General features: G+C 56.4%; 17 protein-coding genes. 12 read left to right on the forward strand and 5 right to left on the reverse strand.

The features are described from left to right. The first annotated feature begins 128 nt into the window (after positions 1 to 128). Entirely contained in the window at positions 129 to 422 is a 294-nt protein-coding gene (locus LHF31_RS03225; RefSeq protein WP_298007649.1) for a hypothetical protein, read from the forward strand. A 9-nt stretch (positions 423 to 431) separates the two neighbouring features. On the opposite strand, the gene LHF31_RS03230 is transcribed toward LHF31_RS03225, so the two are convergent. The 5 genes from LHF31_RS03230 to LHF31_RS03250 form a co-directional block, all read right to left on the reverse strand. After that, entirely contained in the window at positions 432 to 3245 is a 2814-nt protein-coding gene (locus LHF31_RS03230; protein WP_303773540.1) for an AMP-binding protein, read from the reverse strand. A gap of 129 nt (positions 3246 to 3374) precedes the next feature. After that, complete coding sequence (locus LHF31_RS03235; RefSeq protein ID WP_298009637.1) at positions 3375 to 4814, reverse strand: hypothetical protein; 1440 nt, start codon at positions 4812 to 4814, stop codon at positions 3375 to 3377. A 147-nt stretch (positions 4815 to 4961) separates the two neighbouring features. Continuing rightward, positions 4962 to 7406, reverse strand: coding sequence for a glycosyl hydrolase family 65 protein (locus tag LHF31_RS03240; RefSeq protein WP_298009634.1), 2445 nt, complete (start codon positions 7404 to 7406; stop codon positions 4962 to 4964). Between the two features lie 183 nt (positions 7407 to 7589). After that, positions 7590 to 9443: an aldehyde ferredoxin oxidoreductase family protein gene (locus LHF31_RS03245; protein ID WP_298009631.1), complete on the reverse strand. Its 1854-nt coding sequence runs from the start codon at positions 9441 to 9443 to the stop codon at positions 7590 to 7592. A gap of 206 nt (positions 9444 to 9649) precedes the next feature. Further along, on the reverse strand, positions 9650 to 10099 hold the full coding sequence (locus LHF31_RS03250; protein ID WP_333656933.1) for a DUF1810 domain-containing protein: 450 nt from the start codon (positions 10097 to 10099) through the stop codon (positions 9650 to 9652). A gap of 84 nt (positions 10100 to 10183) precedes the next feature. On the opposite strand from LHF31_RS03250, the gene LHF31_RS03255 reads away from it, so the two are divergent. From LHF31_RS03255 to cmr4, 11 genes are all read left to right on the forward strand, one after another. Next, positions 10184 to 11086: a DUF368 domain-containing protein gene (locus LHF31_RS03255; RefSeq protein WP_298009625.1), complete on the forward strand. Its 903-nt coding sequence runs from the start codon at positions 10184 to 10186 to the stop codon at positions 11084 to 11086. Positions 11087 to 11288: 202 nt separating this feature from the next. Continuing rightward, positions 11289 to 12308, forward strand: coding sequence for a LacI family DNA-binding transcriptional regulator (locus tag LHF31_RS03260; protein WP_298009622.1), 1020 nt, complete (start codon positions 11289 to 11291; stop codon positions 12306 to 12308). A 120-nt stretch (positions 12309 to 12428) separates the two neighbouring features. Next, positions 12429 to 13808, forward strand: a complete 1380-nt coding sequence (locus LHF31_RS03265; protein WP_298009620.1) for an extracellular solute-binding protein — start codon at positions 12429 to 12431, stop codon at positions 13806 to 13808. A gap of 75 nt (positions 13809 to 13883) precedes the next feature. Next, entirely contained in the window at positions 13884 to 14825 is a 942-nt protein-coding gene (locus LHF31_RS03270; RefSeq protein ID WP_298009618.1) for a carbohydrate ABC transporter permease, read from the forward strand. Positions 14826 to 14841: 16 nt separating this feature from the next. Beyond that, entirely contained in the window at positions 14842 to 15699 is an 858-nt protein-coding gene (locus LHF31_RS03275; RefSeq protein ID WP_298009614.1) for a carbohydrate ABC transporter permease, read from the forward strand. A 33-nt stretch (positions 15700 to 15732) separates the two neighbouring features. Beyond that, positions 15733 to 17052, forward strand: a complete 1320-nt coding sequence (locus tag LHF31_RS03280) for a glycosyl hydrolase family 8 (protein WP_298009611.1) — start codon at positions 15733 to 15735, stop codon at positions 17050 to 17052. A gap of 114 nt (positions 17053 to 17166) precedes the next feature. Then, positions 17167 to 18090, forward strand: coding sequence for a CRISPR-associated ring nuclease (locus LHF31_RS03285; RefSeq protein WP_298009608.1), 924 nt, complete (start codon positions 17167 to 17169; stop codon positions 18088 to 18090). A 100-nt stretch (positions 18091 to 18190) separates the two neighbouring features. Next, positions 18191 to 19123 (forward strand): type III-B CRISPR module RAMP protein Cmr1, encoded by a 933-nt coding sequence (gene cmr1 / locus LHF31_RS03290; protein WP_298009605.1) that lies wholly within the window; start codon positions 18191 to 18193, stop codon positions 19121 to 19123. Then, positions 19120 to 20859 carry a type III-B CRISPR-associated protein Cas10/Cmr2 gene (gene cas10, locus LHF31_RS03295; protein ID WP_298009603.1) on the forward strand — a complete coding sequence of 580 codons (1740 nt, stop codon included), beginning with the start codon at positions 19120 to 19122 and terminating at the stop codon, positions 20857 to 20859. The genes cmr1 and cas10 overlap by 4 nt, the downstream gene beginning before the upstream one ends. After that, positions 20856 to 21947 (forward strand): type III-B CRISPR module-associated protein Cmr3, encoded by a 1092-nt coding sequence (cmr3, locus tag LHF31_RS03300; protein WP_298009600.1) that lies wholly within the window; start codon positions 20856 to 20858, stop codon positions 21945 to 21947. The genes cas10 and cmr3 overlap by 4 nt, the downstream gene beginning before the upstream one ends. A gap of 27 nt (positions 21948 to 21974) precedes the next feature. Then, positions 21975 to 22880, forward strand: coding sequence for a type III-B CRISPR module RAMP protein Cmr4 (gene cmr4 / locus LHF31_RS03305; protein WP_298009598.1), 906 nt, complete (start codon positions 21975 to 21977; stop codon positions 22878 to 22880). Positions 22881 to 22884 lie beyond the last annotated feature (4 nt).

Below are 22884 nucleotides of genomic sequence, written 5' to 3' on the forward strand. Positions count from 1 at the left end.
AGCATCCTGAACGCGATGCGGAATCTTCCTTCTGGTTAGACGTAAAGCATTGCTGGAAGGTTCCCATGCGGTGATTTCAATTTAATCTTACGGCATTACGCCCGCTTTGGCGCCGGGGATTTTGCCTTTTGGGGGTCAATCTGTCCCGTTCCAGGAGGTGGTCAGACTCTGGCGGGCTTCGTCCCATTGCTCATCCACCCCGGTGGTCTGCCCTCTATGTGGCACATCTGGGCAAAGTGAACCTGCGCGGTTTCTTTGCCTGGCTGATGTGGGTGGCGGTGCACATCTTCCAGTTTATTGGCTTTCACAACCGTCTGGCAGTGATGCTTAACTGGGCATGGGATTATTTTCTCTATGACCGTGCGCTGCGCTTGATAGAACAGCCCGAAGAGAAGCCGGAAGAGCAGCAACTGCCGGTATGAGGCGCGGGTTTACCCTCCGGCAGAGAAGAAGGGACTCAAATACAGCATGTCTTCGGTCTGCTCGCCGCGGTACAGCGCTTCGATAACCGCCGCATAGCGCTGATTCACGATGGGACGGCGCAGTTTCATACTGCTGGTCAGACTTCCGTCTTCAATCGTCAGGGTATCGCGCAGAACTGCCCAGCGCTTGACCTGTTCCGGATGCGAGAACTGGGCATTGATGCGGGCAATTTCCTTCTCATACAAGCGGGTTTTGTCCTCGTTCCAGCATGGCTCTTCCAGCCAGAACAGTGCGGCGCAGTAGGGTTTGCTCTCTCCTACCAGCATGACCTGTGCCACCCCCGGCAGCATGCGCAGTTGCGCTTCGATGGCGGCAGGGTAGATTTTCTTGCCATAGGATGTGACCAGTAAATCCTTCTTTCTACCCTGCAGGCTCAGGAATCCGTCTGCAGAGAGTTCTCCCATATCGCCGGTATCCAGCCAGCCTTCGGGGAAGGGGATGAAGCGCCCACCTGTGTGATACCCGTCTGCCACCTGAGGACCGCGCACATACAGCACCCCCTCGGCATCGCGGCGCACCTCAGTTTCGGGGAGCAGTTCACCCACCGTTCCCAGGCGGTTTCGTCCCAGACGGTTCATCGAGACCAGCGGTGCTTCGGTCAAGCCATAGGCGTCGTGCACTTCGATGCCCAGTTCGCGGAAGAATGCCAGCAGAGAGGGGTCGGATCGGGCTGAACCCACAATCATTTGGCGACATCCGCGCAAACCGGCTTTGCGCAGCAGTCCCCAGCGCAACACTTTGCCCACCCCGCGGCGCAGGCGTCCCGGCGGCAGGGAGAGGTAGCGCTTTCCCAGCGAGGTTTCCAGCACCGCCTGATGCAGTTTCTCAAAGAAGCGCGGCACTGAGAAGAAAATCGTTGGCTCGGCCATTCGCAGTCCGAGTGGCAGGTCGTTGAAATCCTGCAGGTAGTACAGATCCAGCGCCGCGGGAACAAAATACGGCGAGAAGGTTGCCAGAATGCCCTCTACCACATGGCTCAGCGGCAGGAAGGACAGGTAAGACCCCCAGCGGTTGCGTTCCTTCCACGGGTACATGGATGCCAGCGTTTCTGCCACCCAGCGCAGTTGTCCCTGACGGTAGAGCACCCCCCGCGCGTGTCCAGTGGTTCCTGAGGTGTAGTACAGCGCGGCGGGGTCGTCCATGCTCAACGTCGGCGGCTGGAAGGAATGCCCGGCGCCCTTTTGCAGGAAAGATTCCCAGTCCAGTCCATCGGTGAGCGGACTTTTGCCCTCCTGCCGCAGGGTAAAATCTACAATCAGCCCGTGGAAGCGAACGTGGTGCAGTTTTGCCAGCGCGGCTTCGTCTCCCACGAAGAAGATGCGCGCGCCGCTGTCTTCCAGCAGGCGGGATATTTCCGCCGGCGGGCAGGTGACGTACAACGGCACGCTGACCACTCCGGCAAGCCCGCAGGCAATCAGCAGGGAAAAATACCGGCTGGTGTTGCGTCCCAGAATTGCCACCCGCTCGCCGGGTTGCATGCCCAGTGCCTGAAGCGCCGCGGCACCGGTGAGAATCTCCTGGCGCACCTCAGCGGCAGAGCGCACCTGCTCGACAAGTTTGCCCCGCCCGCCGCTGGCAGGCAAATCGTGATACACCACCGGCTTGCGGCGGCTTTGCAGACGGAAGAGCACCTGTTCGTACACTGTGCGCCCGCTGCGATGCCAGAACGAGTACCGCACGGCATAAGCCAGCAGATGGGGCAGAAACGCGCGCCAGTCGCGATAAGGATAATCTCCCAGCAGGGCTTGCACGGCATCGCGCCGGAAGATGGGTTGTTTCTGGAAGTACGGGAGCAGGCGCATCAATGAGGCAAGGTCATCTTTCAACAGGGTTTCCAGCGCCGCCGAAGGGCGAATCAGTTGGTGTAAGGGCAGGTAGAGCGGCTGGGGCAGGCGGATGCCGAGATGTTCGGCAGTCCATTCGCGCACAAAGGCAACCATTTCTCCAAGGGTGGGCATGGCATCGGGTGGCGGGGTGAGATGAAACGTCCTGCCCACCGCCTGTGGATGTTCAAGCAGACGCACCACGGCGTCGGCAACGAAATCCACCGGCACCAGATTTACCCGCAGGGTGGGCGAAGCCGGCGCCACCCGCAGATTGCCGGTCATGTACAGGCGTAAGGGGTAGTACAGGGTGTTGAAAGTCTTGATAGCGCCGGTATGTCCATCGCCGACAATCATGCCCGGGCGGAAGACGCTCACCGGTAGACGCGTCATGGCTTCGCGTACCAGGATTTCGGCTTCGTATTTGCTTTGTTCGTAAGGACTGGAAAAGCCGTAGCGGTCGCTGAGTTCTTCCTCGGCAACTTCATCGGAACGGTTGCCGCACACATAGGCAGTGGAAAGATGCGCCAGGCGCGTCAAGCCATGATGATCCTGCACCGCATGAGCCAGTTCCAGAAGATGGCGTGTCCCTTCGACGTTGATCCGGCGCAGTTCTTCCAGCGGCGCAAACAGGCGCACATCCGCCGCTGCATGGATGATATGGGTCAGCGAAACCGTTAAGCCGTGGTACTGCTCATCGCTCAGCCCGAGGCGGGGCTGGGTGATATCTCCACACAGCACTTCCACGCGGGAGGGATCCACGCTGCGCAGTTCGGGCAGGTACCACCATTCCCGTTCCAGACGGCGGCGGGCATCTTCACGATCCCTGCCGCGAACGAGCGCCACCAGATGGGTATGGGGATCCTGCAAGAGGCGCCGCGCCACCTGCGAACCCAGTACGCCGGTTGCACCGGTCAGCAACACTACCCGTGAGGCCATCAGAAGAGCCCTTTCCCAGAGGCATGAAATCAGCAGTCCCCTTTCCGCCAGTCCTGATTTTACCAGCGTTAAACGCATCCGCCCGAAATTTTCGGGCGGATTGTTAAGCGGAAGTAAGCCGTTTTATTTTCAGAGGGTGGACTTTTTGTAGAGAACTACTCCCACAATCAGAAAAACCACTATCACGGTGGGCAGAAAGCCGAACAGCACAATTTGAAGCAGGCTGGGCGGTTGGGTGGGCTGACGGGAGATTTCAGTGGGCAGGACGCGGGTAGGTCCTGCCAGAGAAGATGCACCGCCATCTGTCTTCCCTGAAAAATCTGCCACCTCGCCCTGAATCTGGACGGGGAGAGGCGTAGGAGAAATGGTGGGCGAGGCAGTAGGCATGGGCGTTGCTGAAGGAACTGCGGTGGGCGTGGCAGGGATGGGCAGAGGAGTGGTTTTCATGGGGGTGTCCAGAAGTTTCTCGCTAAAGAGCAGGCGTTGAATCGTCCCGTTATGGATGACATAGACGGCTCGTAATCCCTGGGCATCGAATACCCAGACGGGATGGTGAACCTCTTGCGCCTCGTCAAAACAGAAGGGGCGTTGCCAGCCTTGATCTGTGCGGGTGAGATACCAGATACAGCCGGTATCTGCGGTCAAAACGTGCAGCACGCCGTTGACATCCACACCCACTTGAGGGGCGCCTGCTGTTCCATTCCCTGCCGCAGGGGAGAAATTCTCAACGGGTTGCCATGTCCCATTCAAGGAAAGCGCCCGGAAATACCGTCCGCGCGTCGAGGCTGTGCCATTCCACAGCACTGCCAGTTGATTCGAATCGGCGAGCAGATTGGGCGATACCCCGGGGGTTTCGTTAATTTTTACCGGCAGGTTCCAGACTTCTCCGCTTTGTTGCGCGGCAAAGAAAATCTGTTCCTGTTGCTCCCATACCAGTATCATCTGACCGGTGGCAGGGAAGAATGCCATGCGCATGTTTTGAATCCCATTGCCGTCCGGGAGGGGGTAGTTTTGCATCCACCATTTCTGTCCATCGGTGGAGTAGTAGAGCAAAAACCCCTCGCCACTGGGGTTTGTAAAAACAGCGCGCAGGATTCCAAAGGCGTCCATTGCCAGCGCACCGTTTCCGGTGCCTCTGCCAATCGGCGTGGGGCTGCTCCAGGCGGTAAGCGTCTGACTCTGAGTAACTTCCACCCTCCGGGCAAGAACCACTCCATCCACTTCATACAGCAGGTGCAGGACACCGCTGGCATCTACCACTGGCTGGGGGGCACCAATTTGTGCTCGCTCATCCAGTGTCAGGACATCGCTCCATTTACCATCGCGGCGAGAGCGTGTCAGCAGGCGGTCTTCCCCGGTGTGGCGTTCCACCCAGAATACCTGCAGGTTGCCAAAGGGATCTTCCACCAGCGCCGGGGAAAGAATTTCTGCCTCTCCGCCTGCCAGTTCCACCGGCTCGCTCCACCCCTTGCGATCCCGTGCCTGTCCCGTTGAAACCCAGAGGGTGAGACAGATCCCTGCCAGAACAACTACCCGGATCCACACCTTAAGCCAGCGTGTCCTGTCCATGAAACCTTCTTTCTCTTCTATATTAAGACAAAACAGGGCGTTAAGTGCATGAGGATGGGTAAACACAACGAAACTGTAATCCGGCGGGAAAATGGAAAGCCGCCATCCCCGGGGATGACGGCTTTTGATGGGGGGAGGGGGAGGGAATCAGCCCAGTTCTACCTCAATGTGGTGTGTGCCGGGGGGAAGCACCGGCAGGAGGTTGCCCTGCCAGGGCTTGCCATTAATCTGCACGCCTGTCACTCCTTTGCTGACATGCCGGGGATTGCGTACTTCAATCAGGTACTCGGCGCCGCGGAAACGGCGCTGGAAGGTGAAGCCTTCCCATTCGGGCGGTATGCACGGATCAATGCGCAGTCCATCCAGTTCAGGGCGCACGCCCAGAATCCACTGGGTGATGGCAACGTAATTCCACGCCGCGGTGCCGGTGAGCCATGAGTTCTTGGCTTCACCGTGCGTGGGAGCATCCTTTCCGGCAATCATCTGAGCATAGACGTAAGGCTCACACCGGTGCACTTCGCTGATGGCTTCTCGCCGGGATGGATTGATGCGCAGGTAGTAATCCAGCGCGCGGGCTCCGTTGCCCACGCGGGTCTCGGCGATTATCACCCACGGGTTGTTATGGCAGAAAATGCCGGCGTTCTCTTTGTACCCCGGCGGGTACGAGGAAATCTCGCCCAGATGCAGGTAGTAGCGCGAGTATGCCGGCTGTTGAAGAACGATGCCGTGCGGGGTTGCCAGCCAGCGCGCTACCGAGTCCAGCGCCTGTTGAGCGTAGCCGTTTTCCAATCCGATGCCTGCCAGCACGCAAAAGCCCTGTGGTTCGATGAAAATTTTGCCTTCCTCGCATTCCTGTGAACCCACTTTATTACCCGAGTCGTCGTAAGCGCGCAGAAACCATTCGCCATCCCAGCCGTATTGATAAATCAACTCGCGCATGCGCGCCGATTGGGCGCGATAGCGGGCGGCGTCCTCGCCGCGCCCGGTGCGCTCTGCCAGATTTGCCAGTTCCTGCGTGGATAACACGAACAGCCCGGCGATGAAGATAGATTCGGCAACTCTGCCGTCCTTATTCGTGGTGGTTTGGAAGGACTGTCCCGGGGTATCGGAGAAGCAGTTCAGGTTCAGGCAATCGTTCCAGTCTGCCCTGCCAATGAGAGGCAGCCCATGCGGACCGAGGCGGTCGAGGGTGTACTGCACTGCCCGTTGAAGATGCTCATAGAGGGGCGTTTCACTGCCGGGCAGGTTGTCATAGGGCACAGATTCATCGAGAATGGACCAGTCGCCGGTTTCTTTGATGTACGCCGAGACTGCCAGGATCAGCCAGTGGGGATCGTCGTTGAAGTTTGAGCCGATGTCGTTGTTGCCGCGTTTGGTGAGCGGCTGATACTGGTGATAGGCTCCACCGCTGGGCAGTTGCGTCGCCGCCAGGTCGAGGATGCGCTCGCGAGCGCGTTCTGGAACCATGTGAACGAACCCCAGCAAATCCTGATTGGAGTCGCGGAAACCCAGTCCGCGCCCGATGCCCGATTCATACAGCGATGCCGAGCGGGAGATATTGAAGGTTGCCATGCACTGGTAAGGATTCCAGATGTTCACCATGCGGTCCACGTGCAGGTTGGGGGTGTGCGCCTGCTGGATGCGCAGGAGACCGTCCCAGTAGGAGCGCAGGTTATCCAGTGCCTGCTGAACCTGATGCGGGTCGAGGTAACGGGCAATCACCGGTTTGACGGTGCGTTTGTTGAGAATTTGCGAGCCGGGTGGGTCAAACTTTTCTTCTCGGGGATTTTCGTGATAGCCCAGCACGAAAATCACCTCGCGGGTTTCGCCGGGTGCCAGGGAAAGGCGGACATGGTGCGCGCCGATGGGCTGCCATCCGTGCGCAACCGAGTTGGAGAGCGTTCCCCGTTCCACTGCCAGAGGGGAGTCCCATCCGCGGTAGGCGCCCAGAAAGGCTTCCCGCTGGGTGTCGAATCCTTCGATGGGCGCAGAACAGGCAAAATACGCAAAGTGATTGCGCCGTTCGCGGTACTCGGTCTTGTGGTAGATGACCCCATTCTCAATTTCCACCTCGCCGGTGGAGAAGTTGCGCTGGAAGTTGGTGGCGTCGTCCCAGGCATCCCACAGGCAGAACTCAATGGAGGAAAAGAGCGACAGAGAGGCGGGTTCGGCGCGGTGGTTGGTCACCCGGCAGCGCCAGACTTCCAGGGTCTCGCCCAGAGGAACAAAGTAGGTGGTTTCCGCGTGGATTTCGGCAAAGGTGGAGGCAATACGGGTATAACCCAGACCGTGCCGGCAGGTAAATTCGCTCAGCGCCGGGCGGGTGGGCATCCACGAGGGTGACCAGAACTGCCCGTTCCGGTCATCGCGCAGGTAAAGGTAACGTCCGCCCAGATCCAGCGGTGCGTTGTTGTAGCGGTAGCGGGTGAGGCGGCGCAGGCGGGCATCGCGGTAGAAGGAATACCCCCCTGCGGTCTGGCTGATGATACCGAAGTAGGCTTCACAGCCCAGATAGTTGATCCACGGCAGGGGAGTATCGGGGCGGGTAATGACATACTCCCGCTGCTGGTCGTCAAAATAACCGAACTGCATGACTTCCTCCCAACAAACGGAACTTTGTTATTATGGGGAAGGTATGATAACCTTCACATACTATAGCACAAGAGTTGTCAAAGGGGAATGCACTTTGAATACCGGTTCAGGTGGATTTAAGGCGTAAAAAGGGCTTCTGCCCCAGAGCAGAAGCCCCCGTTGGATGGACAAAACCGGAAGGAATTACTGCAGAATCAGAAATTCCATTCCCAGACTGCGGAGTTTTTCAGGGGTTGGTAATCCCGTCTTCAGATCCCAGCCCATGGACTCGTAGTAACTGTTGAGGGCTTTTTCCAGGTCAACCACCTGCCCGGCTCCTCGCCCATCCGGTGCCGGTTCGGTCAGGAAGCGCTTGGGCAGGGTGTCATCTTTGCGGTCAAATCCCAGTCTGGCGTTGAGCATCCGTTCCAGGTTGATGACCCGTTCTGCGGCAAGCAGGAGGTCTTGTTTGCCAATTTCTTTGCCCAGGGCTTTGGAGATTAATTTTGCCCAGGTAGAGGCTTTGATTCCAAGCGTGATGGAAGCAAAGAGGCAAACCCCCAGCATGTTGGTAGCCATAGAAAGTTCCTGGAAGGGTTTAATCCACCATTTATTCCCATCTTCCAGGTAGTCAATATCCCCTACGATGCCCAGGTCTTCATCGCGGTACCCGAAGGCGTCAATGGCGGAGGCATAAGGCCTGAGATGGTCCGCACCGCGGGCAGATGTGGCGTGGACCACTGCCTCGCCCTTGCTGGCACGTACGCCATCCGCTGCCATCTCCAATCCCTTGACATGCATTGCCGCATATTCGGCTTTCTCGCCTAAACGATCCGCCGCACGTTTAACCCCTGATGCCAGCAAATCTCCAACACCCTGGCGGTAGGCAATCCGTTTGACCATTTCCACGACGGCATCCCCATTCCCCCATTCCAGTTTGACGCCATCGGTCATTTCGGGGGTCAGGATGCCTGTTTCGTACCATTCCATGGCGGTCGCCAGCACTTGCCCTGTGGAGATCACATCCAGTCCCAGGTCGTTGCTCAGATGGTTTGCCGCGGTGATGGCGTTAATATCGGTGACCAGCAACTTACTGCCAAATGCCGCCAGACATTCGTATTCTGGGCCTCCTCCTTTCATCCCTGCATATGGTCCTTCCTTTACCTCCGTGTAACGTCCGCAGGCAATCGCACAGTTGAAGCACGCCTTTGCCCTGACATCCAGTTGCTCGTGATAAGCCTGGTACGTTAATTTACCCTCCGAGTCAGGGAAAGTGGTGAATTGCCAGTTTTTCGTTGGCAAAATCCCCAGTGCGTTAATGGCATCATAGAAGGATGGGGTTCCGTAGGGATGAAGTTCATCGCGCACGAAAGCCTCGCTGAACAGTTCCTCGCGCGCGGCTAGCGAGGCTTCTTTCAACCCCTCTGGATCGGCTACTGCGACTTTGTGGGTACCGTGAATGGCAATGGCTTTCAGGTTCTTTGCCCCCATGACCGTTCCCGGTCCTCCTCGACCAAAGGCGCGGTATTTATCGGTCATGATGCTGGCAAACATGACACCATTTTCGCCCGCCGGTCCAATGGAAGCAATTTCAAGCCCTCGGGCTCCGATCCGCTCTTTGAGGATGTCTTCGGTCTGGCTAACGGTTTTGCCCCACAGGTCCGAGGCGTCTCGAATTTCGACTTTATCATCATCAATGAACAGATAGACCGGATGATCAGCCTTTCCCACAATGGTGATGTAATCCCAGCCTGCTTTTCGCATGGCAGGGGAGAAATCACCGCCTCCGTTGCTGGCGCCAAGGGTGCCCGTGGCGGGAGAACGGAAGACCACACACCCGCGTCCACTGCAGGGTGCCAGCGTCCCGCTCAGAGGACCTGCGGCAAAAATTAAAGGCTGGCGCGGGTCGGTGCCATCCGCATCGGGGACGATAAGGTCCCATAAATACCGCATGGCTACGCCTTCGCCGCCGATATAATCGCGTACCCACTCATCGGGTACCGGTTGGGCTCGCACTTCCCCCTTTGACAGATCCACCCACAACATCTTTTGCTCCATAAACAGTCCCTCCCTGGAAATTAGAGTTAATCATCATTTTAGAACACAATTTTTGTATGCCCAAATGCTTTTTGACCATAAACTGTATGAGGAAGTTCAGTAGACCATCTGCTCATTGATCTGTCGGGTTGTCTCAAAAATCATCCCCGGGATTTAAACAAAAAATACCGCCACCCTGGCGGATCAATGCACGCAGAACATATGCCTCAAGAAGCGTTTTCTTTTCCCATCAGGGCAATGGTCCTGTCATCCATGTGCCCGTCAAAGTACCTGTCCAGTACCTGATGGAAGACTGAACCCGGTGATGAGATCAGGGCAAACAGTGTGGCGCAGGAACGCAGTTTCCAGTCGTCCGGAGAGCCAAAGATTTGATGCGTGGAGCGCCCTTCCAGCCTCAAGAGGGCTTCGAAGCACTCCCGCAGGCGCGCTCCCAGTACCGGATGCGCCAGATACGCCTGCGCCTCGTCCAGACTGCGAATGCCGTAGTACTGGGACAGGGGGCTGAAGCCCAGTCCCAGAGCCTGCGGGAAGATGAACCACATCCAGTGGGTGCGCTTCTCGCCAGCCCGAATCTCGGAAAGGGCTTGGGCGTATACCCCTTCCTGTGCCTGGACAAACCTTTCCAGATTAAAAGGATCGACAGAAGAAGCCGACATCATTTTTTATTATACAGCCCGCCGCAAGGGGTAATCAGCGGAATCGGGTAAAATAAGCACATTCTATATTAAGAGGCTAATTGGATGAAAGAGACCAAACGTACGTTGAAAGACCATCTGGGAATTACCCTGCGGGGATTTTTAATGGGCGCGGCGGATGTGGTGCCGGGGGTGTCCGGCGGCACGATGGCGTTCATTCTGGGAATTTACGATGAACTGATTTCTTCCATCCGGGCGGTTGTTCCTTTTGTACGCCAGATTTTTCAGGGGCAGTGGAAACGGGCCTTTCAGGAATTTCCCTGGCGTTTCCTGCTGGCGCTGGGGGTGGGGATTGCCGCGGCAATTCTGAGTCTGGCACGCCTGCTACACTGGGCGCTGGAGACGCATCCCACCCTGATCTATGCACTCTTTTTTGGCTTGATTGTGGCATCCGTGTTTGTGGTACGTCAGCGGGTGACGCGCTGGACGGCAGGACGGGTCATTCTGGGGGCGTTGTCTGCGGTAGGGGCATATCTTCTGGTGGGACTGCGCCCCGCGCAGACGCCCGATGCCTTGTGGTTTATCTTCCTGAGCGGCATGATTGCCATCTGTGCCATGATTCTGCCGGGTATTTCCGGAGCGTTTATTCTGGTGCTGTTAGGAAAGTATCAAACCCTTCTGGGCGCACTGGTTCAAATGGATGTGCTGACCATTGGGGTGTTCCTGGCAGGCGCGCTGATTGGCATTGTCTCATTTGCCAGTTTCCTGCGCTGGCTGCTGGATCACTACCATGACGCCACGGTGGTGGGGCTGATGGGACTCATGGTAGGTTCTCTGCGGGAACTCTGGCCCTGGAAACAGGCCCAGTATGTTGATGGCGTTCCGGTAGCCGTGCACAATATTCTGCCGGCGGCGCTGGATGGAGATGCCGTCCTGGCGGTTGCTCTGATGATTCTGGGCGCCGGACTGGTGCTTTCAATTGAATCTCTGGCAAACCGAAAGAAATAAAACAGGAATTTTTTAAAACCCCTTGATTTTTGCGAAAATTTTTCTATAATAATTTGTAAACGCTTCCATTATTTTTATCCCCAATATACGGCTGAAGCACACAAATATTGGTATTTTAAGCGGTATTTTGATTATTTTTTACACCTTTTTCAGGTTTTGAAGTTTTTTTAACCTTCTTTTTGTAAGCGTTTACACAAGGGCAATGGATAAAAAAACCAAAATCACCATTAAAGACGTTGCCGCAGAAGCCGGCGTTTCCTTTGGCACGGTCTCGCGGGTCATCAATGACGATATTCACGTCAAGCCGGAAACCCGCGAGCGGGTCCTGCAAGCCATGCAACGCCTTGGCTTTGTGGCAAACCGACAGGCGCGCAGTCTGGCAGGGGGAAAGACCAACTTCATCGGGTTACTGGTTCCCGATCTGGGTACCGGTTACATCGGGGAGATTATCCGCGGCATTGATGCCGAACTGACTCTGCAGGGGCTGGATCTGGTGCTGTACACCACCCACCGTACTGCCAGCAAGGAAGCCGCTTACGTTGCCAACCTGGCACAGGGCATGGTGGACGGGTTGTTGCTCGTCCTGCCCCGCAATCCGGCAGATTACATCGGCGTACTGACCCAGCGAAAGTTCCCCTTTGTGTTGATTGACCATCAGGGGACCGGCAAGGATTGTCCTGCCGTGGGCGCTACCAACTGGCAGGGTGGGTATGACGCCACCGAGTACCTCATCAAACTGGGGCATCGCCGCATCGGTTTCATCACCGGCTGGATGGATCTGGGCTGTGCTCAGGATCGTCTGGCAGGATACCGCGCCGCTTTACGAACCTACCATATCCCTGAAGACCCCGATTTGATTTACGAAGGCACCTTCTTCCAGCCCGATGGTTACACTGGTGCCATGAAGTTTCTGGATTTACCCAATCCGCCCACGGCAATCTTTGCCTCCAACGATGTTATGGCGATGGGGGTCATGGATGCGGTACGTATGCGCGGCTTGCGCGTGCCGGAAGACATCTCCGTTCTGGGCTTCGATGATATTCCCCAGGCTTCGCTGGTTCGCCCTGCTCTGACTACAGTGCAACAACCGCTGGAAAACATGGGCAGGGTTGCGGCGCAGATGCTTCTGGATCTGATTGAACAGCCGGAGCGCAAGGTCGGGCGCATTGAGTTATCTACCAAACTGGTGATTCGCGAATCCTGTCAGCCTCCGCGATGTTAGGGAAGACAGGCTTTTTGAGAACAAGGAGGTGATAGAGAGAAAAGAAGAAGTACCCCCCACTTAACCGTTTCGCCGATCCCTTCATCCCTGTATTTTGTTTCGCTCAGGAAGGAGAAAAGTATGTCTCACAAATTGTTCCGTCTCTTTAGTCTGGTGATGATTGCCGTCCTGCTCTTGACGGCGTGTGCGCCGGCGGCAACCCAAACGCAGCAGCCAGCCGCATCCGAGCCGACCCAGCCGCCCGCGGCAGAGCCCACTAAACCGCCTGCTCAGGAGCCCACCAAGCCTCCCGCCGCTGAGAAAAAGGTGGTGATTAACTGGTGGCACATCTCCACCGCAGAGGAACACAAAGCCCTGTGGCAGACCTTTGCCGATGAGTACATGGCGGCGCATCCCAATGTGGATATCCAGATTACCGTGCTGGAGAATGAAGCCTTCAAATCCAAGATGACCACGGTGATGCAGTCGGGTACCCCACCAGATATCTTCCAGTCGTGGGGTGGCGGCGTGATGATCGAATACGCCAAAGCCGGTTTGCTCCGGGACATCACCCCTGAACTGGATGCCAACGGCGGCGAATGGCGCAATACCTTCTCGCCGGGCGCCCTGGGTGTGTATGCCTTCGAGGGGCGCAATTACGGCGTACCCTGGGATATGGGCATGGTTGGCTTCTGGTACAACAAGGCTCTGTTTGCTCAGGCGGGTATTGAAAAGCCCCCCGCCACCTGGACCGAACTGCTGGATGCTGTGAAGAAACTCAAAGCCGCCGGCATTACCCCCATTGCCCTGGGCGCAGGCGACAAATGGCCTGCCATGTTCTGGTGGGCATATCTGGCGGTACGTCTGGGTGGGAAGGATGCCTTTGAAGCGGCTTATTCCCGCCAGGGTTCCTTTACCGATGCGCCTTTTGTAGAAGCCGGGAAGAAACTCCTCGAACTCATCGCGCTGGAGCCTTTCCAGGATGGCTATCTGGGTGCAACCTATGGCGATCAGGCAACGCTGATGGGCAACGGCAAAGCCGCCATGGAGTTGATGGGACAGTGGGCGCCTGCCGTCCAGAAGGATAACAGCGCCGATAAGCAGGGCATTGGAGATAATCTGGGCTGGTTCCCCTTCCCCATGGTGGAAGGCGGTAAGGGCGACCCCGATGATGCCTTTGGCGGCGGTAACGGTTTTGCCATTGGCAAGAATGCTCCCCCTGAAGCCATTGACTTCGTCAAGTACCTGACCAGTGTGGATTGCCAGGTCCGGCTGGCGAAGATCAATGTGGCGCTGCCGGTGGTCAAGGGCGGCGAAGCCGGTGTGTCCGATCCACTCTTACTGATGGTTCAGCAGGGCGCCGCAAAAGCCAAGTACTTCCAGTTGTACTACGATCAGGCGCTTCCGCCCGCGGTGGGTTCGGTGGTCAATGATAGCGTGCAAGGTCTGTTTGCCGGCACGCTGACCCCCGAAGAAGTGGCGCAAGCCATTGAGGATTCTGCCGCGCAGGAACTGAAGTAATTCGCCATCGGGTTTCCGGGACGGAGATCGCCGGACGGTCTCCGTCCCGTTTCCTGTGGCAGGAGGAGGTATTCCATGGGCGTTTCGATGAACCGCAATGGAGAGGGCGCTTTGCCGTTCCGTTCTACAGCCCGATCCCAGCACACACTTACGGTGGTGCTTTTTCTACTTCCCACTTTTGTGCTGTTTATCGTCTTTGTGGTTTATCCGGTGCTTCAGTCGTTTTATTACAGCATGTTCAACTGGAAGGGCTTTGGTCCCGCTGTGGACTTTGTCGGGCTGGATAATTTCAAACGCATCCTGACCGATAAAGCCTTCATGAAAGCGGTAGGAAACACACTGAACATCGTGGTGCTTTCCCTGTTCATCCAGTTACCCCTCTCGCTGGGACTGGCATTGATGGTGGGGCGGGACCTGCCGGGTAAGCGGTTTTTCCGCACCATTTTCTTTGTCCCCTACGTCTTTTCCGAAGTCATTACCGCCATCATGTGGATGGGGTTGTTTAACCCCGATCCTGATCGCGGTTTAATCAACGCCCTGATTGTGTTGATGGGGGGAAAACCTCAACCCTGGCTGGGCAGTCCGCAAATGGTGATGGGGTGTATTTTTGTCGTTCTCACCTGGAAGTACTTTGGCTTCCACATGTTGCTTTACATGGCTGGATTACAGAACATTCCGCGGGAAATTGAAGAAGCCGCGTTAATTGATGGTTGTTCAACCGGTCAAATGATTTCTTATGTCACCCTGCCCCTGCTGTGGGGTACGATTCGCACCTCAATTTACCTCTCGGTACTGGGGGCTCTCCAGCAGTTTGGTTTGATCTGGGTGATGACCAAAGGCGGTCCGGTTAATGCCAGTGAGGTGATGTCTACCTACATGTACCGGTACAGTTTCATTCGCTTCTGGCTGGGTTACGGCTCGGCAGTGGCAATTGTCATTCTGCTCATTTCGCTGGCGTTCTCGATTGCCTATCTGCGCCTGGTGCGTCAGCAGGATTATCTTGGCGGGGTTTCGTAGAAGGGAGGCAGGCAGTATGAGCGCATCTTCACGTATTCTCGGGGCATCGGGGCGCAAAACGCTCTCGCGGGCGGTACAGTATTTCCTGCTCACCTTAATGTCCATCTACATTCTGGTGCCGATTGTCATTCTCATTTTTGGCAGTTTGAAAACGCGTGGACAGATGTATTCGCACCCGTACACCCCGCCCATTCCGCCGTATTGGGACAATTACATCAAAATTCTCACATCCAGCATCTTCTGGACCATGCTGAAAAACAGCCTTATCGTCACCCTGGCAGTGACAGTGGCGGTGCTGGTGATTTGCAGTCTGGCGGCGTTTGTCTTTGCCCGGCTGGATTTTCGCGGCAAGGATCTGGCGTTTAACTTCTTCACCCTGGGGCTGATGTTCCCCATTACCATTGCCATTTTGCCGGTGTATCTGGTCATCCGGCAAATGTCGCTCACCAATTCTCTGCTGGGCATCATTCTGGTGCAGACGGCTTTCCAGTTGTCGGGAAATATCCTGATTTTGCGTAATTTCTTTGCTTCGGTGCCGTTGGAACTGCAGGACGCCGCCTACATTGACGGTTGTACGCCGTTCGATTTCTTCCGCCTGATTTTGCTCCCGCTGGCGCGCCCGGCGCTCTCGGCGGTGGCTTCGCTGACCATGGTGGTCTCGTGGAATGATCTGCTGGTGCCGCTGGTGTTGATTGACAAGGAAACCCTGTGGACGCTCCCGCTGGGAACCATGCAGTTTCAGGGACAGTACGGCACCGATTTAGCCCTGGTGGCGGCGTTTGTCTCGCTTTCGGCGGTGCCAGCCGTCATCTTCTACATCCTTGCCGAACGGCACATCGTCTCCGGTTTGACGGCAGGCGCACTGAAAGGGTAAGTGCCTCCACGTTATCTTTCGAGGAGTGGTTCCGTGTTCAGACAAAACGGGTATCGCCTGGTGATAATTGTGGCTTTGTTGCTTTCGGCTTGTGGAGGTGGAGCGGTGATGACGCCACAGGTCCCTTCGCCCGTGCCCACGGAGAGTCCCACATCTACCCCCCTGCCGGTGCCTTCGCCGACTCCGCTGGTGGTGGAGTCTCCACGCTCTTTCTACACGGGGGTGTATCGTAATCTGTTCCAGGAATATCTCGGCAAGAGCGATGCCGAAGTGCAGGCGAAACTGGAATCCGCCTGGCAGCACTTCTTTTACGGCGAGGAGCATACTCAGCGGGTGTACTATCCGGTGGGTGAGGATATGGCTTACATCCTGGACACTGGCAACAATGATGTACGCACCGAAGGCATGTCTTACGGCATGATGATTGCCGTGCAGATGGATAAAAAAGAAGAGTTTGACCGCCTTTGGAAGTGGACCAGGACCTACATGTACCAGTCCGACGGTCCATACCGCGGGTATTTTGCCTGGCACTGCACGCCCGAGGGCAAAAAACTGGCGGCAAATCCGGCGTCAGATGGTGAGGAATGGTTTGTCATGGCGTTGTTGTTTGCGGCAGGACGCTGGGGCAACGGCGAGGGGATTTTCAACTATCAGGAACAGGCTCAGGAAATTCTCGATACCATGCTCCATAAAAGCGAAGAGAACAACGGGCTTGCCACCAGCATGTTCGACCCTCAGACCTATCAGGTAGTCTTTGTACCCAGTGGACGCAATGCCACCTTCACCGATCCGTCCTATCACCTGCCGGCGTATTACGAATTATGGGCGCGCTGGGCACAGCGTGACCGCGAGTTCTGGGAGAAAGCAGTACAGGCAAGTCGAGAATTTTTCCCCAGAGCCGCTCATCCCGAAACCGGTTTGATGCCCGATTACGCTCATTTTGACGGCACACCGGTGGATGATCCGGAGCACGGTGTCTTCCGTTTTGATGCCTGGCGCACCCTCTCCAACGTGGCGGTGGATTATGCCTGGTTTGGCGCCGATCCCTGGCAGGTGGAGCAATCCACGCGGGTGCTGAACTTCCTTGCTCGTGAGGGGGTGAATGCTTTTGGCAATCAGTACACGCTGGACGGTAAAGCCCTCTCCGGGGATCATTCTCCCGGGCTGGTGGCGATGGCAGCGGTGGCGGCGCTGGCAACCGACCGCGCCACCGGTGAGCCTTTTGTGCAGGCACTGTGGGATTTGCGCTTTCCCACCGGCAAGTGGCGGTATTACGACGGCATGCTCACCATGCTGGGGCTCCTGCATGTCAGCGGGCAGTTCCGCATTTATCCTCCTGGCAATCTTCCTTAAGTGTTTCTCCTCCTGCCCCCGCCTTCTCCGGCGGGGGCAAATTTTTTATGGGATGAAATTATCATAAAAATATCAGTTTGCGTCCGCTAAGATCCGATATACAATGAAATAGTCATGAAAAGTTCTGCCTTACGGGGGGAAGTCAGAACGACGATTGCTGGACTTGGCGGAACAAACGGATCAATGAATGCCACACTCATTGCAACATTGGGAACAGAGCCGCAGGGCGTCACCTGGATGCTGGACTGGCTGCTGGCGCGAGGCTTTGCCATTGGTGAAGTGCTTGTTCTGCACACTACCGCCAGCGTCATTGAACCTGCCCTGAACATCCTGCAAAACGAGTTTGCCGGGTCCTATCCCGGCATTCGCTATCGTGCCGAAGCCGTTCAGGGCGATGACGGTCCGATTCAGGATATCGCCTCGGAGAAGGATACCTGGGCTTTTCTGCGGGCAGTATATCGCGCCATTCGTCAGACCAAGCGCGCCGGCCGTGCGGTACATTTGAGCCTGACGGGGGGCAGAAAAACCATGGCAGTGTATGCCATGGTGGCGGCGCAGTTGCTTTTTGATGAAAACGACCGTGCCTGGCACATGATTTCTGAGGTGCACTGGTCGGGCGCCGTGCGGCGCATGCATGCCACGCCGCTGGATCGCTTTCAGGTCGTGTCGGTTCCGGTGGTGCGCTGGAGCGATGCTGCGGTGGTGCAGGTCTTGCTTGCCGAGGTGGACGATCCCTGGGAAGCCCTGCGCCGACAGCAGGAATTTACCCTGCAGGAAGTCATCCGGCGGCGGCGGGAGTTCTGGGACCATCACCTGACCCCGGCTCTGCGCGAGGTAGCGGAGTTGCTGGTGCGCGAAGGACTGGATAACGCCGAAATCGCCCGGCGGCTGCACAAAAGCGAGCATACCATTGCCAATCAGTTAACGCGCATTTACCGGGCTTTTGAGGAATGGCGCGGCGCCCATACGGGGAAAGCGGGCGCCAGCCGCGCGGCGTTCATCGCCGAGTTTTCCTCGCTTTTTTCGGGTAGAGAATGATAGGAAGAAATTCCTATTGGAATGGGGAAATCCCTGTGATGACAGGGAAAGAAAAAAACTGTAACCTCGAAACCGGGTCGTTCGGAGAAAGGAGAGGATCATGAGTGACTGGAAACAACAGGTCAGGGTGCAACTGGAGACGGTGACCCCACTTTTTTTGGGGGGTGCCGACCCGCGGGGCGAGCCGGAACTGCGCCCGCCGGCATTTCGTGGCGCCATGCGGTACTGGTTCCGTGCTGCCCTCGGTGGGGTGATCGGGGATAAAAATATGGAGGGGTTGAGAAAGCTGGAGCGAGAGGTGTTTGGGGATGCAGAATACGGCTCACCCATCGCCATTCAGGTGCGGCAGAAACCTCTTGAATTTAAGGAATTTCCCATTTTGCCCCATAAAACCCCTTCAGGAAAACGTTGGGCGTTCAATCCTGGACAGCGATTCGAGGTCATCTTGCAAACCACCCGTCCTGTTGATCTCCTGGTGTGGGTGAATGCCTGCATGGCGTTCAACCTTGCCATCTGGTTGGGTGGTTTGGGGTTACGCTCCAGAAGAGGGGCAGGGAGTTTGCGGATTGTATCGAGCACTGATCTTTCTCTGATTCCTGTTTTCCCTGATGATATAGAGAAAATTCAGAGGTTAATGAGAGTCATTATTCGCTCAGCACTGGAGAGAGGAAAATCTCTGGCACAAGCATATAGCGTTCCTGTTGCGTCTTCTCTGCCTTCTGCTCCAACCGATTTCCCATGTGCCGCACAAGGGGCAGATATTTACTTTGTACAAGACTGGGCAAAGACCCCTCAGGACGCTCTGGCAAAAGTGATGAGCAAAATACCCAAAGCCGATTACCTGGGGGGCATTTCTCCACGCCAGGGTTCTCCTTTATGGGTAAATATCCTTTACGCTTCCCAATCCTATCACCTGCTGTTGACCGTCTTACCTTCCAGACTGGTTTCGGACAGGCACAATTACCAGAGTCTATCAAACGTGCTTCAGACTTTCGGTGGGCAAAAGATTGAAGTAAAGGGGTGGAACGTATGACTGACGCCGTGTTGATTTTCACTTTTTCGCCGGTACAGTCCTTCATTGCCGAGGCGCGGCGCAGTGAGGACCTGTTCAATGGGAGTGCTATCCTCTCGCGGCTGGCTCAAGCCGCAGGTGAGGTGCTTAAATCGGCGGGCGAACTGATTTACCCTGCCGGACTTCAGGGGAATGACGCTCCGAATGTGCTGGTTGCGCGTATCCCCGCAGAAAAGGCGCAGGAAATGGCAGAAAAGGCGCAGGATGCCCTGTTGAGCCGGTGGCAGGAGATTGCCGAAGAAGCCCGTCAGAATGCCCGTCTGGATGAAGATGACCTCTGGAAAAACATCTGGAATCGCCAGATTAAAGAAACGCCGCCGTGGCAAATCTTCTGGGCATATGTGGAACAGACGTCAGGGTATAAGGAAGCCTACCGCCAAGCCCGCGACCTGCTGGAGCGCGCCAAACGAAGTCGTCTCTTTGCACAGAGCGAAGAAGAGGGGGAGAAAGATTCTCTGAGCGGTTCTCGCGCCGCCCTGCGCACGCAAAAAGATTCCGCCCGCAAGTACTGGGAAGCCATGTCAAAGAAATCTCACATCTTACCTTCGCAGGTGCGCCCTGAAGGGAAGGAATTGCTCGACAGCATTGCCCTGGTCAAACGCTTCTGGGAAGGCGGGCAGCGGGAGTTTCCCTCTACCAGTACCATTGCAGCGTGGGATTTTTATCAATTGGCAAAGAAAAATGCGCCAGATGAATTGAGAAAGTACCGGGAAGAATTGGATCGCCTGCCTCTTTACAAAGCGCGCAGGAAAGATCCAGATTTTCCCTACGATGGCGATCTGTTCTTCGAAGAAACTCTGACCTCCCAGCGCATGAAGGACAGTTATAACGTGGAATTGGACGAGGAGACTCTTCAGAAGTTGCGGAAACTGCTTGAGGACCTTGTTCATAAAACGGGGAAATCTCCCTCGCCGTACTACATGTTGATTCAATTTGACGGCGACGGTGTGGGCGCCAAGATTGACCGCCTGCTGGAACAGGCAGATGCCGAGGAAAAGCACCGCCGCTTCAGCCAGAACCTCGCCCGTTTTTCTGAACAGGTGCGTGAAATTGTGAAGGAAGAAACGGGTGGCTTTCTCATCTACAACGGCGGAGACGACGTGCTCTTCCTGGCTTCACGCGAGAAGGGGCTGGAACTTGCCAGCAACCTGGCAACAGCATACCGGCTTTCTGTCGGCGAAAGTCTGGGTATCCCCGCAACCGCCTCGGCAGGTGTGGTGATTGCCCATCATCTCACCCCGCTTGCCCGTGCCTTGACCCTGATGCGCGAAGCCGAAAAAAGCGCTAAAGCAGGTAAAAAAGATGATCTGGGCAATAAAGACATGGTCTGTGTGACGCTTGCCAGACGCGGCGGCGAGGCACTTTCTGCCCTCAGCCCCTGGGGAGGGGTGGAGAAATACAGCGCATGGCTTGAGGTTTTCCAGAATGACGAGGTCGCAGGCGTCTTCCCTTATGCGCTGGCGCGTGAAGCCGAAACGCTTCAGGCTTTGCAACCCGAAGCCATGGTCAGCATGGTGGGTTATCTGTTCAACCGTCATTCGGGTGAGAAAGTCTCAAAAGAACGCAGGGAAATGTTGCTGGAGGGTTTGCTCGCCTGGTACAAAGCCATTGAGGAGAAAACGGGAAAGCCCGCACTTGGGGAAATCGCCCGCTGGCTGATCATTACCCGGTTTCTCGCTTCTGGAGGTGCAGAATGAGTATCCTGTTCATGCAAGCCGAAGATGTCTTACTGTTCCGTGATGGACGTCCCTTCAGTGCCGGCAGCGATCACGAGGCGCGCAGTCTTTTCCCGCCTCCGCCTTCGGTGATGCAGGGCATCCTTCGTTCGCATTACCTGGCGCATAAAAACATCCCGCTGGATCACTCGCCTCAGGCGGAAGCAATGATTTCTGAACTGGTAGGCGATTCGGCAACCCCCCGGGGATTGCGTCTGCGCGGTCCATTCCTTGCCCGCCGCGAGGCAAACAGAATTATGCGCTATTTCCCCACCCCTGCAGATGCCTACCCCGGCGATCAGGATGCCCGGCAAATTGTTCCCATGAAGGTAGTGGAGAACCCCGGGAGATGCGTGTGGAAGAAGGAAACCCTGCCCTGCCTGCTGGAGAAGCCGAATGAGGTTATCACAAAAAACGCTCCGGGAGCATTCCTCAGTGAGGATGCATTGAAATCCTATCTGGAACAGGGCAGGGCTGTTACGCCGGTCAAAGCCGCTGATCTGTTCGTCACCGAGCGGCGACTGGGCATTCAGACCGATTCTCAACGGATGTCCACCGTTGAGGGGATGCTCTACGAGGTGGAATTTGTTCGCCTGCGTGAGGATGCCGGGCTGGTTGTGGAACTGGTGGAGGGATATCCCGACTTTCCGCCTCAGGGAGTGATGCGTGCAGGCGGTGAAGGGCGCGCCTTACGCTATGTGACCCTGAAGGATGGAGAGGTTGCTCCGCTTTCGTGGGGCCACACCGGTGAACTTCCCCCGTTCTTCAAGGTGTATTTTGCCACCCCGGCGTTTTTCTCGCAGGGATGGAAACCCGCTTCGTGGGACTCTTTCTTCACCGGTAAGGTGAAACTGGAAGCCGTTGCCCTCTCACGCTATCAGACGCTGGGAGGCTTTGATTTGCTCAAAAAGGTGCAGAAGCCGGCGCGGCGTTATATCCCTGCCGGCAGTGTGTATTACTTCTCCCACACGGGAGGGGTGCAGTTGTCTCAGCAAGCCATCACCGAAGACGGAGCCGCCCTGGGTTTCGGACAGGTGATGATTGCTTCCTGGAAACCGGAATCAGCCTGATCATTTGATTTTTGGGAGGAAAAGACCATGTTTAAAGCCAGACATTTGCTCTTCTTCTACGTCGAAACGCCCCTGCATGTGGGCGCCGGGCGTGCCAGCGCCAATGTGGATTTGCCCATCCAGCGTGAACGGGTGACGCAGTATCCCATGGTGCAGGCTTCCAGCCTCAAAGGCGCTTTGCGGGCGGAGTACCGTCATCAATACAATCTCAAGGATGATTCCCATGAGGTGGAAGCCGTTTTTGGCAAAGCCGGAAGTAGCGGAGAAAACTGGGCGGGTGCCGTTTCTACCGGCGATGCCCGCATTTTGCTCTTTCCAGTGCGCTCACTGGCAGGCGTGTTTGCCTGGGTGACCAGTTTGCATGTCCTGGAATCTTTCCGCCGCGCAGCAGACCTGGTCGGACAACCCCTCCCGTGGACGTTACCTCAGGGTGAACCCGGTGCCGACTCCGCGTGGGTGGGCAGCAAATCGCAGGTGGTGGCACAGGGCAAGGTGGTTCTGGAAGAGTTCAGTTTCAGTGCCCAGCCCAAGGGCGAAGTGGACGCCATTGCCCGGTGGCTTGCCGCCAACGCTCTGCCTCAGGGGGAGGCTTTCCGTTACTGGCGTGAGACTTTGCCCGGACGTCTGTGCATTTTGCCAGAGGATGCCTTCCGCGATTTCTGCCTCTATGGCACCGAGGTGCAGACGCATGTGCGCATTGACCCCGATAAGAAGACCGTTAAAGAAGGCGCACTGTGGACGGCAGAAAGTCTGCCTGCCGACAGCCTGCTCTACGCCCCGCTGATGGCAATGGATGTGCGCAACGGCAAAGACAGTCTAACAGCGCATGATGTCCTGAAACAGTTCAATTTCTTACAGGACGGACATATCCAGTTAGGTGGAGATGAAACCACCGGTCAGGGTTGGGTAGCGGTGAAAGTGTATGGAGGGTAGTGCC

Origin of the sequence: Anaerolinea thermophila (assembly GCF_020723905.1) — a bacterium.
In the GTDB taxonomy this organism is placed as follows: domain Bacteria; phylum Chloroflexota; class Anaerolineae; order Anaerolineales; family Anaerolineaceae; genus Anaerolinea; species Anaerolinea thermophila_A.